Here is a 14,486-nt window from a genome sequence, read left to right as displayed (position 1 = left end):
GTTGCGCAATGGGTTCCTAGACAGCTCCCACCACACCGGAGGTCTTCGCCATGTTCAAGACCCGCCGAGTGTCAACAACGCTCGTGATCAATACAGCTAGGGCGTCCCCACCAGACGGGCCACGACGTCCACGAAGCGGTCGACGCCGCCCGGGGACACCGTCAGGAAGAGGTTGGGCTCGATGAGTTCCAGTTCCATCACCACCGGCGTCCCGTCGGCGCCCCGCACGAGGTCGACCCGGGCGTAGACGCCGGTGGTGCCGACCACCTTCGCCGCGGCGGCGAGAGCCGCCGCGGCGAGGTCCCGTTCGGCCGCGTCGGGAACGTGCGCGGTCAGGTCGGGGTGCGGGGTGCGCTCGTTGTCGATGCGGCCGGTGTCGGTGAGCACCGGCCCCTTGCACAGGGCGTGGCTGAACCGGCCGCCCAGGAACACCAGGGCCCGTTCGCCGTCGGCGATCCGGTCCATGTACGGCTGGACCATCGCCGTCTCGCCGGCCTCCTGGAGAAGGCGTACGTGCGCCTCGGCGGCGGCGCGCTGGGTCGACGTGTAGCGGGCACTGTTGCGGGAACCCGCGGACACCGAGGGTTTGACGACGATGTCCCCGTGCTCCGGCAGTGCGACGTCCTCGCCGGGTGCGATGAAGCGGGTCGGTACGGTCGGCACCGCCAGGGCGGCCAGTTCCGCGAGGTACCTCTTGTCGCTGTTCCACCGCACCACCCGGGCGGGGCTGTGCAGCGAGGTCACCGCGTCGACCCGGTCGGCCCAGGCCAGGAACTCGGCCGCCCTGCTGGTGTATTCCCAGGTGGAACGGATGACCACGACGTCCTGGGCGGCCCAGTCGAAGCCGGCGTCGTCCCAGCGCGCTGCGGTCGCGTCGATGCCCCGCGCGCGCAGGGCGGCGACCAGCACGGGCAGTTCGGTGTCGTGCGCGATGCCCGACGCGTCGGTGGCGAGGGCGACCCTCGGCACCTCCCGTGGCGCGCCCGCGGGGCGCGGGCGGGCCCGTGCGTCGTCTTCGGCAGGGGCAGGGGCAGGGGCAGGGGCAGGGGCAGGAGCAGCGTCGCGCCCGGTTGCTGCGTCGTCGTGCGCAGTCGGCGCGTCGTCCTGCACGGTTGCCGCGTCGTCGTGCGCGGTCCCTGCGTCGTCGTGCGCGGTTCGGGCGTTGTCCTGCACGGTTTCGGCGTTGCTGTCCACGGTGTCGGCCGTCCCGTTCCTTCGTCGTCCGAGGGGATCGTGTCCATGATCGCATCCACGGTCGCGCGGGGCTCAGCCGATGTCGAGGACCAGGTCGGCGCGGTCGCGGCCGAGAGCGACGAGCCGCGCGTTGGCCTCGTCCGAGCGGGCGACCCAGGCACTCGCGCGGTCGGGGTCCTTGCCGTGGCGCACGTGGCGGTCGACCAGGCGGGCGACGCGCAGGGCGTCGTCGGGTGCGAGGTACCACACCTCGTCGAGGAGGGGCCGGACCCGCGCCCACTCCCCCGCGTCGTGCAGCAGGTAGTTGCCCTCGGTGATGACCAACGGCACGGCCGGGTCGACGGGGATGCTCCCGGCGACGGGCTCCTCGATCGCGCGGTCGAAGGCCGGGGCGTAGACGGTGCTGCCGTCGTCCTCGCGCAGGCGGCGCAGCAGGGCGGCGTATCCGGCGGCGTCGAAGGTGTCCGGCGCACCCTTTCGATCGGCCCGCCCGAGCCGGACCAGTTCGGCGCCGGCGAGGTGGAAGCCGTCCATCGGCACGACCACCGCGCGGGACGGCCCGAGGTCGGCGGCCAACCGCTCCGCCAAGGTCGACTTGCCGGCACCGGGGGGTCCGGCGATCCCCAGGATCCGCCGGCCGCCCCGGACGGCCAGCGCCCGGGCCCGTTCCGTCAGCTCGGTCCGCTCCGTCGGTTCGCGCGACTCCGTCGTGTCCACACGCCGTATCCTGCCGGACCCGGTGCGACGGACGGACCCGAACGGGTGGGTTGCGGCGCGGGTCGGGCGCGGGGCACCACGGGACGGGGTGGTGCCGGTGGTGGGTGCGTTCAGTCGACGTCCAGGTAGTAGGCGCCGGCCCGCGCGTCGGCGAAGAGGGTGAACTGCACCGGCGGCACCGCCTCCGTGCCGTCCGCGTCGATCTCGACCGGCTCGGCGTCCACCAGGACGTACTCGCCGTATCCTTCGAAATCTCCCGGCCCGTCCGCGACCCCGATGTGGATCGGGGTTTCGTCGGGCAGGTTCGCGAGGGCGTCACGCAGGCGTCCTGCGGTCCATACCTGCGGGGTGTGGTCGAACGTCTCAGCCATGCGCCGAGGTTAGAACCACCGCGCCCCGAGTTGCCGGTACGCCGCGCCGTGGTCGGTGGGCCGGTCCCCACCCGGCGCACACCCCGCCGCAAACCGGTTGCGGTGCCCCCGTGACCTCCACACTGCCGGATCGTTTCTCTTCATGTCGCGCCAGGTGTATGCCCCGCAAACCCCCCGCGGCGTGCGCAACTGACGAAGGCCATGGGAGCACCATCTCTCCCATGGCCTTCGTCCGTGTTCCGGCCGGTGCGGAAGGAGCGTTTCAGCGCCGCTCGTTGCCGGGATGTCGCTTTCCTGCACCCCGATCGGTGCGGATCTCGCCGGGAGCCAACTACAGCAGCCCAGAGGTGAGTACCATCCGGCAGCAACACACCAGGTCTCACAGGAGAGCGAGCCGACATGGCAGACGAGCTGGACACCACGCCCATCCACAGCCTGTACGCGGAGCGTTTCGCCGCGGATCTGGAGACCAACCGCAAGGAGCAGGAGGACCTTTCCTCGCGGATCACGGAGCTCGACGCGCGGCTGAAGCAACTGAAGGCGGACGAGGACTGGCTCTGCGGCGTGCAGGGCGCGGTTCCTCCGGCGGGGGTCCTCGTGGGCGGTTCCCCGGGGGCGCTCGCGCCGGCGCCGCTCCCCGTCACCGAGGAGGCGTCGTCCCCGTCGTCCCGGGCCGTGCCCAAGCCCCGGCAGGCGAAGAAGGCGTCGGGCACCGCACCCCGCGCCAGGAAGGCGGCCCCGGCCAAGAAGTCCCCGGGCGGCGCCACCGCGACCAAGACCCGGACCGCCACGGCGACCAAGGCCAAGGCGGCGCCGGCGGAGGCGAAGGCCGCACCGGTTGCTGCCGCACCCGCGAAGGCGACCGCCGACGCGGCCGCACCCGCGAAGGCCACCCCCGCCAAGTCCGCACCGGCGAAGGCCGCTCCGGAGGCAGCCGCACCGGAGGCGCCCGCGAAGGCCGCCCCGGCCAAGGCCGTGAAGGCCGTGAAGGCCGTGAAGACCACCGCCGCCAAGACGGAGAAGGTCACCCCCGTCAAGACCGAGAAGGTCGCCCCGGCCGCGAAGAAGGCGTCCGTGCCGGCGCCCGCCAAGGTCGTCGAGCCGCCCCTGCGCGAGCTCGTCCTGGCCCTGCTGACCGGCGCGGCCGAGCCCCGCATGGTCAGTGAGGTGTCCACCGAGCTGACGGCCGCCCACCCGAGCCGGTCCACGTCCACCCAGGTGGTGCGCAACACCCTGGAGGGCCTCGCCAAGAAGGGGCTCATCGAGAAGGACAACAAGCAGGGTTCGGTGATGTACACCGCCCCCCGGCCCGTGGTGGACGGTCCGACGTCGCAGGCGCCGACCGAGGAGAAGCCCGCGACCGCGACCCCGGTGGTGGCGTCAGAGGGCTGATCGCACGCCGAACACCACACCGCACGACCCGCACCACACCCCACCGCCCGCACCGTGCCCGCCGCTCCGACGGCCGCACGGGCGGGCGGTCGGTCGTTGGGGGGCGGGGTCGCCGACGGTATGTCAGGGGGCTTCCCTCAGCGGGCGGACCCGCGCGTGTCGTCGGTACGGGCCGGGTCCGGCCGATCGGCGGGGCGGCCGGGGTCGTCGTCCGCGTCCAGGCCTTCCAGACCGGGGAAACGGTAGGGGTCGAGCGCCCACTTCGGCGTTCGGGACGAGAGTGCGTACGTCGGTGCGGTGGTCATCGAACCTCCCGAGGATCGTCACTGAAAGTCATGACTCATCACTCTCCGCGCGCGGTTGCGCAGGCGGTGCCCTTCCACCCGAACGCCCCCAATGACATCTCGTCACATCGCGTTCCGGCCGCCGTTCGACGGGGTCTGACGGACCGTCGAAGGGGCACAGGGGTGAAGACGTTTCCATCATGACAGGTCGGACGGCATTTTCGTAGGACGAACGGCACAGCCGATTGCCCTTGTTTGGACACCTGTGCGGCTTTCAGAATCACCGTCATGGATCACACGGCGCAGATCAATCACGACGCAGTCCTCCGAGCCCGGGTGGCCCTCCTCGGATCGGGAACCCTGCCGGTACGCCGGCAGGTCGCCGCCTATCGCGTGCTCGTCCAGGTGAGCCCGCTCGCCTACCTGCCCAGACTGGTGGAGGCGTTGTACGAATACAGCTGTCAGGAGTTCTGGGACCGCCCCGCGATATCCCTCGCCCTCCGCACGGAGGCCCTGTCCGCGGCGCGCCGGATGTGCGCGCTGGAAGGGGGACGGGAGGTACTCCTCGCCTCGGCGCTGGCCGGGTACCGCGAGCAGTTGGCCCTGATGGGGCGGGACGGGGAACTCGAAGCGGCCGACGCGGAGCTGGGGTCCCTCGGGTTCGGGTTCAAGGAGGCCCTGGAGACGTTGAGGCGTCCGCGCGGCACCGTGTAGGAGGGTGGCGGTCCCGGCCCCGCTCGCCGGGGCCGCCCACGTCGACCGGCTCCTCCACGGGAAGGGGCCGACACCATCCGCGCCCGAACGCGGGGTGCCGGTTTGACGGGGCGGGCGTCCGTTCTGAAGAGTCACCGCATGAACGAGAACCTCCTCTCCCTCCCCGTCGCCGAACAGCTCTCCCCGTCCGTCAGCCTGCGCCGGATCGGCGAGCTCCCCCTGGTCGTGGTCGACCATCCGGGGGTGCGCGCCGCCGTCACCCTCCAGGGTGCGCAGGTCGTCGGCTGGCAGCCGACGGGGGCCGAGCCGGGCCTGTGGCTCAGCGAGCGGACGGAGTGGATCGCAGGGCGGGCGGTCCGGGGTGGGGTTCCGCTCTGCTGGCCGTGGTTCGGACCGGCCGGTAGCCCCTCGCACGGGTTCGCGCGAATCACCACGTGGGAGCTCGACGCACACGAGGAGTCCGCCGAGGGCGTGCGACTCGTCCTCACCCTCCGGGACACCGAGGAGACCCGCGCACTGTGGCCGCACGCGTTCACGTTGGTCGCCCGCATCTCGCTCGGCGAGACCTGTGACATCGAGTTGGAGGCGCACGGCGACCACGAGACCACCGCCGCCCTGCACACCTACCTCAGGATCGGTGACATCGACGCGGTGGGCCTCACCGACCTGGGCGAGCGGTACACCGACAACCTCCTCGACGCGCAGGGCACGGCGGAGAAGGAGCTGCGACCCGTCGGCCGCGTCGAGCGGGTCTACACCGAGCCGGTCGACCGCTCCCTGGTCCACGACGAGGGACTGGGCCGCATGATCGAGGTGCGCCACCGGCACCAGAGCGACGTCGTGGTCTGGAACCCCGGCCCCGAGCTCTCGCACACCATGGCGGACCTCACCGACGACGGCTACCGCCGGTTCGTGTGCGTGGAGACGGCCCGACTGGCCCGCCCCCTGGTCAGTACCCCCGGGAACCCGGCGCGACTGGCGGTCACCCTGCGGGCGCTCAAGGACCCGGCCGGGTCGGCGGGGTCGGAGCGTCCGGTGTGACGTGCGAGGGCCGTGCGCCGTTGTTCGGGGCATGGACGAATTGCTGGACGTGCTGCTCGACGGTGTGACCGAGCCGCGCCTGAAACTGATCAGCGGGGACGAGGCCCGGGCCCTGATGGTGCTCCTCTGCCTGCTGGAGGACGACCGGCAGACCGAGGAGGTCCGCAGAGCGGCGGGAGAGATGCGCTCCCGCCTGGTGTCCCGGCTGGCCTGAGGCCGGGCGGACGACGGAGGGACCGGCCCCCGCGGGGGCCGGTCCCTCCGTCGTCCCGGCGCTCCACCGCGCCGGTCGGTCCGCCGCGAAGGCGGCCGACCTGCGGGCGCCCGCTACGGGTTGAGGCGGGTGTTCACCAGGTACCGGGCCTGCTCGGAGAGCTCCTTGCGCCGTGCGCCCTCCTCCACCAGCCGCAGCTCCCCCTGGAGCGCCAGTTCGGTGCGCAGCACCGTGCTCCGGGGCACCGGAACGCGTTGCCCGGGCTTCTCGGTGAACGGCTGGAGCTCGGCTGCCAGCGCTTGGGCATCGTCCGAGGTACCGCGGCGCAGCGAGAGGAACACCCGGGAGAGCCAGTCGGCCGGGATCTTCACCATGAAATCGTCCATGGAGAGACAACGGCTCATGATCCCGGCCCGTCACGGCATTCCACCCTTTCCGGATGAGCCGGTCAGCCGAACTTCTCACCTGACCGGTCCAGCGCATCGGCCCCGCCACCACCGACGACGGTGTGCGCAGCGGTCCGATGAGCGGCGCGTGGGACGGGGACCCGGTACCGGGCACGTCCTCACGCACCCGTCCCTCGCACACCCGCAACGGCTCACGGCCGCCGCGGGGAAGGAAGTCATGAACCTGAACCATCAGAAGGCGACGACGCGGCGGCCCCGAGTGCGCTCCCGGGTCCTGCTCGCCTCCCTGGCCGCGGTCGCGGCGCTCACCGGCCAGCTCGTCGCGTTCGCCCCGGCCGCCTCGGCCGACGGCCCCGGTCCGACGGGCCAGAACACGGCGCCGTCCGCGCCGGGCAAGCAGGACCCGCCCTCCGACAAGGAGAAGGACCAGGGGAAGGACAAGAAGCCGGCCAAGGTCCTCCACGGCCTGCGGCAGTTCACCTCGGACAACACCTTCACCCCGCCCGCCGGCGTCACCTCGGTGTTCGTCCAGGCGTGGGGTGCCGGTGGTGGCGGCGGCGGTGGCGGTGGCGGTGGCAGCACCCCGCGCAACGCCAACCCCGGTGGGACCGGTGGCGGTGGCGGCGGTGGCGGCTTCACCTGGTGCGTCGTCCAGGTCAAGCCGCTGGCCGACTACGGCGTGGACGTCGGCGAGGGCGGCACCCTCGGTGCGGGCGGCCCCGGCGGGACCATGGGCGGCCCCGGTACGGCCGGTACGGCCGGCGGCACCGGTTCGGCATCGACGCTGACCCGGTCCTCCGACAACACCGTGCTGCTCAACTCGACGGGCGGCAGCGGTGGTGGCGGCGGTGGCGGCGGTGCGGCCGTGGCCGGCGCCCCCGGTACACCGGGCACGGGCGGCACCGGGTCGTGCTCCACGGGCGGCGTGAACCGGCTCGGCGGCAACGGCAACGCCGACGGCACCGGTGGCGGGACCGCCGACGGCATCGTCGAGCTCCCCCCGGGCGCTGCGGTCGGCGGCAACGGCGGACCCGGCGGGGCGGCCGCGCCCATCGGGGTCGCCGGCACGCCGGGCCAACCCGGCGGCGACGGTTACGTCGTCATCTACTGGTAGTTCCCGACCCGTTCGGGCAGTACCGCCCGCGCGTGCCCGCTCCCCGACCGCTGTCCGCGGCCGGGGAGCGGGCACGCCCGCGAGTAGCATGCGCAGGCTCGACAGGACGGTACGGCAGGGGCGGGGAACAGAACATGAGCACGTACGCGGGCGGCGAACACCACGGTCCCCCGGAGGTCCGGGGCGGTCCGCCCGCACGGCCCGGGCACACGCGGCCACCCGGCGTCCCACCGGTACCGCCACAGGGACACCCGTACCCGCCCGCGGGACCGCAGGGCCACCCGTACCCCTCGGCTCCGCCGCAGGGCCACCCGTACGCGTACGGATACACGTACGCGCCGGGCCCCCACCCCGGATACCCGTACGCTCCCGTGCCACCGCGCCCGGTGGTGCTGACGTGGCGCCAGAAGGTCGTCCGGTTCGTCTTCAACCCGCTGTACGCCGCCCGGCTCGTGTTCCGGCCCTCCCGCCCGGGGCTCGTCTCGGACCCCCTGGTGCGCAGGCTCCAGTTGTGGCGGACCCTGCTCGGCGCCGCGGCGTGGCTCGCCCTGACGTTCACCTACACCGCGATCAGCAGCGCCGAGGACGTGGGGGCCGTCGCCGGTGACCGCTTCGGGCAGAGCTGGGACAGCGTGCTCGTGCTGGCCTGCACCTTCCCGGTCGTCGTCGGCTCCTTCGTGGCCGCCGCCCGGGGCCCCGTTCGCCGCCTCTACCTGCGGCGCGCCCTGCGCTCGCTCGGGTCCGTGACGGCGCTGATGGTCGCCGTGGGCAGCTTCGCGTTCGTGGCGGCGCCCGGCGCGCAGGGTCTGCGCGACGCGGTCGGTCTCCCGGGCAGGATCGTCATCGGGTTGATGTTCCTGTGGGCGCTCGGGTTCGCCCTCCACGGCACGGGGCTCTCGCTCGTGCACGTCTTCCGCACCGCGGACATCCACGAGTTGGTGCCGCCCGTCCTCGCCACCCTGCTCGTGTGGGAGATGGCGGTCCTGGACCTGGTCAACGGCGCCTACGACCAGGTACCGCCCGCCGCCCGCCTGGCCTTCGTCCTGGGCGCGCCGGTCACGGTGACCGCCCTGTCCGTCTGGGAGGCGCACCGCCTGCGCCGCCACCACGGCCTGTCCCTGCGCCGGGCCCTGCGGCCCTGAGAGCGGGCGCGGTAAGGCTTCCGCGTGCGGGATCGGGGAGCCGGGGCGATGGTGGAGCCAGCCTTCTCCGCTCGCGCGTTCCACCGGCTCCACAGGTTCGGGCGGTCGGGTCGGTTCCTTCGGTTCCCTCGGTTCCCGGGAGGTTCGATGCACCGTGTGCTCGCCCTTGTCCTCTCCGGACTGTTCGCCTCCGCCGCGGTGGCGTGCAGCGGGGAGGCGACGGTCACCACCGAGCCGGCCGGTAGCACGCCGGCCCGGGAAGTGACGGCCGCCGTCGCGGCCCCCAGCTCCGTCAAGCCGTCGCCCGCCGCGTCCGCCGCCGTGGGCGCCACCCTCGATCTGACGGGCCTCACCGACGGGGAGGGGCTCGCGGTCACCCTGGTGAAGGTCGTCGACCCGGCCCGCACGGGGAACCCGTACTCCACCCCGGAGGCGGGCTCCCGGCTCGTGGCGGTGCAGTTCCGGTTGAAGAACACCGGCACCGCGGTCTACCAGGACTCCCCCTCCAACGGGGCGAAGGTGGTGGACGAACAGGGACAACAGTTCGGCTCCGCGTACCAGGACACCACGGCCGGTCCCGGCTTCCCGGGCAGCATCACGGTCGCGCCCGGCGACACCGGGCTGGGATTCATCACCTTCGAAGTGCCCAGGGCCTCGCGCGTCACCAAGGTCCAGTTCGCGATGGACAGCGGCTTCTCGCCGAACACCGGCCAGTGGAGCGTGCCCTGAACCCGGCCGCCGCCCGGCCGGGAGGGCATCCCGCCGGCCTGTCGCGCTCGCTTCGGAGCCCGGCGGAGGTGGTTTCGTTCCGCCGCCGGGAGGACGCACCCCTACACTTGTGCCGCCCGGCCGAAGGCGCCGGCTTCAGGGGAGCGAAGTCCGAAGTGAGCAGCATCAGCAGCGACGCGCCGATCTACGACCAGCTCATACGGGAGCGGGGCGATGTACCGGGCCAAGTCCGGCGGGAGGCCGAGGAGATCCACCGGGCCCTCGCCCAGGTGATGGCCCGGCGTCCTCCGGCGGGCATGCCGACCTGGCGGACGTCCTAGGTCACGTGCCTAGGCGTCGGGGCCCGGGCGGGTGTCCGGGACGTCCGCACCCGTGGCCACGGCGAGGCCGTCGACCAGTTCGGCGCCGGGCAGCCGTGCGAAGAACCGTCCCGGGACGATGAGCTTGCCGCGGCGGCTGCCGCTGCCGACGAGCACGTACGGGAGTTCGGCGACGGCCGGGTCCACCAGGAGCGGCCAGTCGGCGGGCAGGCCCAGCGGGGTGATCCCGCCGTGTTCCATGCCGGTCCGCTCCACGGCGGTCGCCATGGGGGCGAAGGACGCCTTGCGGGCGCCCAGGTGGCGGCGGACGGCGCCGTTGACATCGACGCGGCTGCCGGAGAGGACCAGGCAGGCGGCCAGGGTCGTGCCGCCTCCCCGCTTGGCCGCGACGACGACGCAGTTCGCCGACGTGTCGAGCAGTTCCTGCCCGTAGTGGGCGACGAAGGCCGCGGTGTCGGCGATCGCCGGGTCGGTGTCGACGTAGACGATCTCCTCGACGGGCAGGTCCCCGGCGCGGCCGCGCACGGCTTCGGCGACGGGGAACGTCAGCTCGTCGAGGCAGTCGGGGGCGGGCCGGGCATGGTCGAAGGGGCCGATCGGAGCGCGCATGCCCGTACGTTAACAGCGGGCCGGTGGGGGCCCTGATGCCGATCCGCTCCCGAACCCGGCCCCGACCCGGCCCCGACCCGACCCCGGTGGACTGTCGGCAGGGGCATGACATACGTTCGGGCGACTCGGGCCGCCTGTCAGGTGGCCCTCCGTGATGTCACACGTCGCACCGTCCCGTGGGGGGTACTCCGTCATGTCCTTCAGCACACCCGATCCGACCCCGTCGACACCCCCGCAGCCCGGCTTCGGGCCGCCGCCGGCGGGGCCGTACCCGGCTCCGGCCCCGCCGCCGCCGTCCTCCGGTGTGCTGCGGTCCCCGCAGGGGTTGGCGACGGCCCTGACCGCGCTGCTGTCGGTGGGCGCCGCGGTCGACGTGTTCTCGTCGGGGGTCAACATGTACACCTGGAAGCTGATGAAGGACCTCGTCGGCGACCCCCTGTCCGTCGAGGACGACAGCCTCGACCTGGCCGACACGCTGGCCGGGCTGACCGGCATCGCACAGTTCACCCTCCGCCTGGCGACGATCGTCGTCTTCCTCGTCTGGTTCCACCGGGTCCGCTGCAACGGCCAGGTCTTCCGCCCCGACGGTTTCACCCAGTCCACCGGTTGGGCCATCGGCGGCTGGTTCGTCCCCCTCGCGAACCTCTACTTCCCGTACCGGACGGCGCGGGAGACCTGGGAGGCCAGCACCCGGTCGGCGCCCGACGGGAGCTACCGCAGCACCTCCATCGCCCCGGTGACCGCCTGGTGGATCGTGTTCGTCGCAGGCCTGCTCATCGACCGCGTCTTCGCCTCGCAGTACCGGAACGCGGAGACGCCCGAGGAGCTGCGCGTCGTCTCGGCGATCGGCGGGGTGAGCGACCTGACCAACATCGTGGCCGCGGTGCTGGCCCTGCTCTTCGTCCGCAAGCTGACCGCGATGCAGCACGCCAAGGCCACGCACGGCCCGGTCGCCCCGTTCTGACCCTCCACCCGGGCAGGGCCGCTCCCGGGCACCGGGCTCGGTCAGGCGGGTGTGGAGGAGGTCAGCAGGTCGGCGATCAGGCAGCTGGTCCTGCGGCCCGCGTGCTGCTTGATCAGGCCCTCCTTCGCCGCCCCGCGGACGCACGCCGCCGTGCCGGGATCGGCGGGGGTCAGGGTCACCGTGACCACCACCGGGTTCATCCCCGCGAACCCGCCACCGACGAGCGCCCTGACCACGGACCCCGAGGAGTCGCCCGGGCCGGAGGTGTCCAGGAGCCGGCCGACGCGGGCCAGCGTCGCGGCGACGTGGCTCACCGCGCGGTCCAGGGGCAGCTCCAGGGTCAGAGCCGTTTCGTGGACGTCCTTGCGCAGGTACCGCGCCGCGAGCCTGGCCCCGAACCGCCCGCCGGAACCGCCGCCGACGGCCCCGGCCGCGCCCAGCGCGTCCGCGAGTATCCGGTCCTCGTCGTTCACCATCGCGTCAGGGTACCGGTCGGCCCGGCTCCGGGGGACCGTAGACGGTCAGTGCGCCGCGGGCCACTGGACGATCCAGGTCGCGTCCTCGGGGTCGACGTCCTGCCGGTCGGCGAGACTGCGGTCGAGGAGTGCGGTGCGCCGCTCGTCCAGCGCGGCGAGCTCGGGGTGCGGCGCCGACGAACGGCAGTACGCGCGGAGCCTGTCGGTCCGGTCGGGCCGCGGGCGGATCGCCTGCCAGGCCTTGGGCAGCGCCACCAGCAGGAGCACCGTGGCGGCGGCGAGCAGGCGCGCCGCCCATTGGGCCGGGCTCCGCGGAACGGACTCCAGCACCGCCGCCGTCAGGAAACTGCCGGTGAACAGCGCGCAGATCACGTACAGCGCGGCGGAACAGGACGCCGGCCGCTGCCGGTCCCGTCGCGGCACCCCGGGAGCAAGCGTTTCCTCGTACCTGCGGTAGAAGGCGGAGCCCACCGGGGGCTGCCGGCTCTCACGGAGGACGTGACCGAGGGTGGCGGGCGCCCCGTGCCGCCGTACGACCTCCAGCAGGTGCTCCGCGACCGGGTGGCCGGGGGGTCGGTCCAGGTCGCAGGCGTGGAGGGTCAGGCGCACCACCGCCTCGTCGTCGATCAGGATCAGCTCCCCGTTCAGGAGCGCGGCCGCCGCGGCCCGTTCGGAGGACCCCGGCTCGGCCTTCACGTGGACCCAGTAGGGATCGAGGTCGGCGGCGGCGAACCGTGCGTACGCCCTGCGGTTGGCCAGTCGGCGCCCCACCCACAGCAGCCCGAGCCCCGCGCAGGGGATCAGGAGGACGATCAAGGAGATCTTGACGAGGGTGAGTTGGTGCACGTCAGGAGGCTAGGCCGCGGCCGGCACCGGCGTCGAACGGTTTGCCGGGGGCCCCGGTTCGGGGACCCGGGTGTGCGGGGCGGTTGTGCGCCGAACGAGGGCTCCTCGGCCGGGTGGCCGACGGGGTTGGGGCGGTGGAGGGGCCCGCCGCCGCAAGCTGGGAGCCACCCACGAAAGGACCTGTCCCATGGCGAACGTGCGGCGCATCGTCGACACCGAGACGCGCGAGATCGAAGTCTTCGAACTGGTCACGGACGAAGCGGGGCTGGCGCAGATGCGCGCCGACCCCGAGGGGTACGTGCGGAAGGTGCTCGCTGACGACATCGACCACATCAACGGGGTGTCCTTCGACGTGCACGTGCTCGCGGAGTTGCGGAAGGCCACGGCCGTCTCCGGCGGCCCGTACGTGGTGCACCACACCGTCAGCGGGAAGTGGGAATCGTGGGTGGAGGTCACGAACCCCAAGTAGGCGCGGCCTCGCGCGACTCGGCCCGGCCCGTTCGCCCGGGGCCGCCGTTCCACCCCGCCGGTGATCTTCCGTAAGCTCGTGATCGGCCCGTCCGCCGACCGAGCTTTCCGGCATGCGGTCCGGCGGCCCCGGGACCTCCCACGGATATCGACCGAGTTGAGGAACAACAACGTGCACCTGCCCATGAATCGACGTCTGGCCGCCGGCGTCGCCCTGCTCGCCGTCGTGGCCGGCGTCGCCCCGGCCACCGCCGCCCAGGCCGCCCCGGCCCAGGTTCCGGCCACGGCCGCCGAAGCCGCGCAGATCTCCAAGTCCGGGCTTCCCGAGCCCGATCTGGAAGGCCTGCTCCAGGCGCTGCAGAACACGGCGGCCCAGGGCGCGCCGGGTGCGCTGGCCCGCATCGGTGGGGTCGACGGCGTGCAGAGCCGGACGGTCGGCGTGCGCGACACGACCACGGGCGCGGCCATGGACACCCGGGCCCGGTTCCGGATCGGTAGCGTCACCAAGACCTTCTCCAGCGTCGTGCTGCTCCAGCTGGTCGACGAGAAGAAGATCGACCTGGACACGTCGGTCAACCACTACCTGCCCGGGCTGCTGCCGGACGACCGGATCACGGTGCGTCACCTGCTGACGCACCGCAGCGGGCTGGCGGACTACACGAACGCCATGTTCGAGCAGACCGTTCCCGGCTTCGAAGCCGTCCGGAACAAGCAGTTCAGCTACCAGGACCTGGTGACGCTCTCGCTGAGCGAGCCGCGCACCACCGAGCCCGGCGTGTCGTACAAGTACTCGAACGCCAACTTCGTGGTCGTCGGCATGCTGATCGAGAAGGCCACGGGGCGCCCGGTCGCGAAGGAGTACGAGCGCCGGATCATCAAGCCGCTGAAGCTCAAGGACACCTCGTACGTGCACCCGCGCACGGAGATCAAGGGCCTGCACACCCGCGGTTACCTCACCCCCGACGAGGCCGGGGCGCCGCTGGTCGACTCGACCGAGCAGACCGCCTCCTGGGCGCAGTCGGCCGGCGCGATGATCTCGAACCCCGCCGACCTCGGCACGTTCATGTCCGCGCTGATGGCCGGCAAGCTCCTGTCGCCCCGGTCGCTGGACGCGATGCTCACCGTGACCCCCACCGACACGACCAACACCCGCTTCTACGGGCTGGGTCTGCGCCGCTACGACCTCTCCTGCGGCACCTCCGTGTACGGACACACCGGTACCGTGCAGGGCTTCTACACGTACGCCTTCGCCACGCGTGACGGCAAGCGCAGCCTCACCGCGATGGCCAACACCTCCAACCGCGGCGTCGCGAACACGGCGCTCGGCGGAACGCTCGAAGCGGCGTTCTGCGGCAAGAAGCCGGTGAAGGCGACCGCGCGCGGCTTCTCCTCCGCGCAGAACGACTCGTCCGGGCCGGCCCGCTCGGCCGTGACGTCCGCGCCGGCCGAGGTGGACCTGCCGGAGCGCAACGCCCGCTGATCCG

Annotated in this window: 19 protein-coding genes; 11 read left to right on the top strand and 8 right to left on the bottom strand. The window is 72.9% G+C overall.

The window, feature by feature from the left end:
- Positions 1–96 precede the first annotated feature (96 nt).
- From ACFVS6_RS26020 to ACFVS6_RS26010, 3 genes are all read right to left on the bottom strand, one after another.
- A complete protein-coding gene (locus ACFVS6_RS26020; protein ID WP_389707370.1) occupies positions 97–969 on the bottom strand; it encodes a RimK family alpha-L-glutamate ligase in 873 nt (290 codons plus the stop codon).
- Between the two features lie 297 nt (positions 970–1,266).
- Entirely contained in the window at positions 1,267–1,911 is a 645-nt protein-coding gene (locus ACFVS6_RS26015) for a nucleoside/nucleotide kinase family protein (protein ID WP_389707368.1), read from the bottom strand.
- A 110-nt stretch (positions 1,912–2,021) separates the two neighbouring features.
- Positions 2,022–2,282 (bottom strand): DUF6225 family protein, encoded by a 261-nt coding sequence (locus ACFVS6_RS26010; RefSeq protein ID WP_389707366.1) that lies wholly within the window; start codon positions 2,280–2,282, stop codon positions 2,022–2,024.
- A gap of 399 nt (positions 2,283–2,681) precedes the next feature.
- Between ACFVS6_RS26010 and ACFVS6_RS26005 the strand changes: the two genes are divergently transcribed.
- The gene (locus ACFVS6_RS26005; protein ID WP_389707364.1) at positions 2,682–3,674 is read left to right on the top strand and encodes a hypothetical protein; all 993 of its coding nucleotides are present in this window, start codon (positions 2,682–2,684) and stop codon (positions 3,672–3,674) included.
- A gap of 137 nt (positions 3,675–3,811) precedes the next feature.
- Here the strand turns inward: ACFVS6_RS26005 and ACFVS6_RS26000 are convergent, their stop codons facing one another.
- Positions 3,812–3,979, bottom strand: a complete 168-nt coding sequence (locus ACFVS6_RS26000) for a hypothetical protein (protein ID WP_389707362.1) — start codon at positions 3,977–3,979, stop codon at positions 3,812–3,814.
- Between the two features lie 267 nt (positions 3,980–4,246).
- On the opposite strand from ACFVS6_RS26000, the gene ACFVS6_RS25995 reads away from it, so the two are divergent.
- The 3 genes from ACFVS6_RS25995 to ACFVS6_RS25985 all read left to right on the top strand — a co-directional run bounded on the left by ACFVS6_RS25995 (position 4,247) and on the right by ACFVS6_RS25985 (position 5,927).
- Positions 4,247–4,672 (top strand): hypothetical protein, encoded by a 426-nt coding sequence (locus ACFVS6_RS25995; protein WP_389707361.1) that lies wholly within the window; start codon positions 4,247–4,249, stop codon positions 4,670–4,672.
- A 138-nt stretch (positions 4,673–4,810) separates the two neighbouring features.
- Positions 4,811–5,713 (top strand): D-hexose-6-phosphate mutarotase, encoded by a 903-nt coding sequence (locus tag ACFVS6_RS25990; RefSeq protein WP_389707359.1) that lies wholly within the window; start codon positions 4,811–4,813, stop codon positions 5,711–5,713.
- Between the two features lie 31 nt (positions 5,714–5,744).
- Positions 5,745–5,927, top strand: coding sequence for a hypothetical protein (locus ACFVS6_RS25985; RefSeq protein WP_389707357.1), 183 nt, complete (start codon positions 5,745–5,747; stop codon positions 5,925–5,927).
- A gap of 113 nt (positions 5,928–6,040) precedes the next feature.
- Here ACFVS6_RS25985 and ACFVS6_RS25980 read toward each other — a convergent pair whose 3' ends face one another.
- Positions 6,041–6,301, bottom strand: a complete 261-nt coding sequence (locus tag ACFVS6_RS25980) for a hypothetical protein (RefSeq protein ID WP_389707355.1) — start codon at positions 6,299–6,301, stop codon at positions 6,041–6,043.
- Between the two features lie 250 nt (positions 6,302–6,551).
- Here ACFVS6_RS25980 and ACFVS6_RS25975 point away from each other — a divergent pair, with 250 nt between their 5' ends.
- From ACFVS6_RS25975 to ACFVS6_RS25960, 4 genes are all read left to right on the top strand, one after another.
- Positions 6,552–7,448: a hypothetical protein gene (locus ACFVS6_RS25975; RefSeq protein WP_389707353.1), complete on the top strand. Its 897-nt coding sequence runs from the start codon at positions 6,552–6,554 to the stop codon at positions 7,446–7,448.
- A 134-nt stretch (positions 7,449–7,582) separates the two neighbouring features.
- Positions 7,583–8,590 (top strand): hypothetical protein, encoded by a 1,008-nt coding sequence (locus ACFVS6_RS25970; protein WP_389707351.1) that lies wholly within the window; start codon positions 7,583–7,585, stop codon positions 8,588–8,590.
- Positions 8,591–8,746: 156 nt separating this feature from the next.
- Positions 8,747–9,319 carry a DUF4352 domain-containing protein gene (locus ACFVS6_RS25965; protein WP_389707349.1) on the top strand — a complete coding sequence of 191 codons (573 nt, stop codon included), beginning with the start codon at positions 8,747–8,749 and terminating at the stop codon, positions 9,317–9,319.
- Positions 9,320–9,474: 155 nt separating this feature from the next.
- The gene (locus tag ACFVS6_RS25960) at positions 9,475–9,639 is read left to right on the top strand and encodes a hypothetical protein (RefSeq protein ID WP_389707347.1); all 165 of its coding nucleotides are present in this window, start codon (positions 9,475–9,477) and stop codon (positions 9,637–9,639) included.
- Positions 9,640–9,648: 9 nt separating this feature from the next.
- Here the strand turns inward: ACFVS6_RS25960 and ACFVS6_RS25955 are convergent, their stop codons facing one another.
- The gene (locus ACFVS6_RS25955) at positions 9,649–10,248 is read right to left on the bottom strand and encodes a YbaK/EbsC family protein (RefSeq protein WP_389707345.1); all 600 of its coding nucleotides are present in this window, start codon (positions 10,246–10,248) and stop codon (positions 9,649–9,651) included.
- A 193-nt stretch (positions 10,249–10,441) separates the two neighbouring features.
- Here ACFVS6_RS25955 and ACFVS6_RS25950 point away from each other — a divergent pair, with 193 nt between their 5' ends.
- Complete coding sequence (locus ACFVS6_RS25950; RefSeq protein WP_389707343.1) at positions 10,442–11,212, top strand: DUF4328 domain-containing protein; 771 nt, start codon at positions 10,442–10,444, stop codon at positions 11,210–11,212.
- Positions 11,213–11,253: 41 nt separating this feature from the next.
- Here the strand turns inward: ACFVS6_RS25950 and ACFVS6_RS25945 are convergent, their stop codons facing one another.
- Both ACFVS6_RS25945 and ACFVS6_RS25940 read right to left on the bottom strand, forming a co-directional pair.
- Positions 11,254–11,688, bottom strand: coding sequence for a hypothetical protein (locus tag ACFVS6_RS25945; protein WP_389707341.1), 435 nt, complete (start codon positions 11,686–11,688; stop codon positions 11,254–11,256).
- Between the two features lie 45 nt (positions 11,689–11,733).
- On the bottom strand, positions 11,734–12,534 hold the full coding sequence (locus ACFVS6_RS25940) for a hypothetical protein (protein WP_389707339.1): 801 nt from the start codon (positions 12,532–12,534) through the stop codon (positions 11,734–11,736).
- Between the two features lie 187 nt (positions 12,535–12,721).
- Here ACFVS6_RS25940 and ACFVS6_RS25935 point away from each other — a divergent pair, with 187 nt between their 5' ends.
- Together ACFVS6_RS25935 and ACFVS6_RS25930 are read left to right on the top strand one after the other, a co-directional pair.
- Positions 12,722–13,003 carry a hypothetical protein gene (locus tag ACFVS6_RS25935; protein ID WP_389707337.1) on the top strand — a complete coding sequence of 94 codons (282 nt, stop codon included), beginning with the start codon at positions 12,722–12,724 and terminating at the stop codon, positions 13,001–13,003.
- Between the two features lie 183 nt (positions 13,004–13,186).
- On the top strand, positions 13,187–14,482 hold the full coding sequence (locus ACFVS6_RS25930; RefSeq protein WP_389707335.1) for a serine hydrolase domain-containing protein: 1,296 nt from the start codon (positions 13,187–13,189) through the stop codon (positions 14,480–14,482).
- The last annotated feature ends 4 nt before the right edge of the window (positions 14,483–14,486 follow it).

The organism is Streptomyces sp. NPDC057939, assembly GCF_042887545.1.
Classification (GTDB): Bacteria; Actinomycetota; Actinomycetes; order Streptomycetales; family Streptomycetaceae; genus Streptomyces.
Note: the sequence above shows the minus strand (reverse complement) of the source record. Positions and strands in the feature narration are given on the sequence as shown.